The organism is Pseudoalteromonas sp. APC 3893 (assembly GCF_030408095.1).
Taxonomy (GTDB): domain Bacteria; phylum Pseudomonadota; class Gammaproteobacteria; order Enterobacterales; family Alteromonadaceae; genus Pseudoalteromonas.
In genome coordinates this window covers 1-837 of record NZ_JASDCD010000082.1, presented here as the reverse complement: position 1 = coordinate 837, position 837 = coordinate 1, and the positions used below count along the sequence as shown (strand labels likewise).

Below are 837 nucleotides of genomic sequence, written 5' to 3'. Positions count from 1 at the left end.
ATGTGTATGACAAAGATATGCGTGCTACACGCGACTTATTACGCCGTAGAACCAAAATTGTTCGTCATGGTGCTGATTTAAAAGCCCATGTCGCCAATACTGCCAGCCAGTACAATTTACCTGCCCATAATGTCAACTTAAAGAACGTCTGCGACAGAGAAAAGATGCGCTATTACTTTCCTGATCCCGTTGTACAGCGCTCTATTAATTTAAATATGGCCATACTCGATTGCTATCACAAAGAGCTTAAACCTTTAGAGCATTATATTGAACAAATGGCCAAGCAGCACAACCCTGTCCACCTTAATATTTTGCAAACAATTAATGGTATAGGCCGCATTCTCGCACTCACCATTATTTACGAAATTGGTGACATTAATCGCTTTTCAAGCGTACAAAAATTCGCTTCATACAGTCGGTTAGTCAAATGCAAAGCGGAGTCTGCTGGCAAAACCTATGGCACACAAGGTAATAAAATTGGCAATGCACATCTCAAATGGGCGTTCTCGGAAGCTGCCGTATTACTACTGCGCCACAATCACAACGCCAACAAGTACCTTGAAAAACTACAAAAGCGAATGAGCAAAGCCAAAGCACTCTCAGCGCTTGCGCATAAGCTGGGTCGCTGTGTTTATTATATGCTTAAAAAAGAGACGGTATTCGATGAAGAAAAATTCTTAAAGAGTTAGTCACGGTACTGAGTGAGCTGAACATCTAACTGGATATAAGGCTGAGCATCAATCAATTGGGTGAGTTGATAACCAACAAGGTTTAACCTGATTATATGCCTACAGACCTAAGCCACTTGCCTTGATTAGACGCTCAGTACGCGTGCAT

At 41.8% G+C, this 837-nt stretch carries 1 protein-coding gene; it reads left to right on the top strand.

Annotated elements, in window-relative coordinates; genetic code table 11:
* Nucleotides 1–689, top strand: a 689-nt coding sequence (locus QMA12_RS22090; protein ID WP_290295328.1) for a transposase, incomplete at its 5' end; no start/stop codon positions are given.
* Between the last annotated feature and the right edge of the window lie 148 nt (nucleotides 690–837).